We start from the raw sequence: 636 nt of genomic DNA, 5'->3' as shown, positions 1-636 counted from the left end.
GACCCGGAAGGCCTCTTCCCGGCCATCCTCGGCCATGAGGGCGCGGGCATTGTCGTCGATGTCGGCCCGGGCGTTACCTCCGTCAGGAAGGGCGACCATGTCATCCCGCTCTACACGCCCGAATGCCGTGAGTGCTACTCGTGCCTGTCGCGCAAGACCAACCTGTGCACCGCCATCCGCGCCACCCAGGGCCAGGGCCTGATGCCCGACGGCACCTCCCGCTTTTCCATCGGCAAGGACAAGATCCACCACTATATGGGCTGCTCCACCTTCGCCAACTACACGGTCCTGCCCGAGATCGCGCTCGCCAAGGTCAATCCGGACGCCCCCTTCGACAAGATCTGCTACATCGGCTGCGGCGTGACGACCGGCATCGGCGCCGTCATCAACACGGCCAAGGTCGAGATCGGCTCGACGGCCATCGTCTTCGGTCTCGGCGGCATCGGCCTCAACGTGCTGCAGGGCCTGCGCCTTGCCGGCGCGGACATGATCATCGGCGTCGACATCAATCCCGACCGCAAGGCCTGGGGCGAGAAGTTCGGCATGACCCACTTCGTCAACCCGAAGGAGGTTGGCGACGACATCGTGCCCTATCTCGTCAACATGACGAAGCGGAACGGCGACCTGATCGGCGGG

Annotated in this window: 1 protein-coding gene; it reads left to right on the top strand. The window is 65.1% G+C overall.

Annotated features, from left to right (window positions below; translation table 11 throughout):
- Positions 1 to 636 (top strand): alcohol dehydrogenase catalytic domain-containing protein (locus V8U06_RS29205; RefSeq protein WP_427143652.1); only part of this gene is annotated, 636 nt, incomplete at both ends.

This window comes from Shinella sp. G-2, assembly GCF_050172695.1.
GTDB lineage: Bacteria > Pseudomonadota > Alphaproteobacteria > Rhizobiales > Rhizobiaceae > Shinella.
This window is presented reverse-complemented; position numbering and strand designations above follow the sequence as displayed.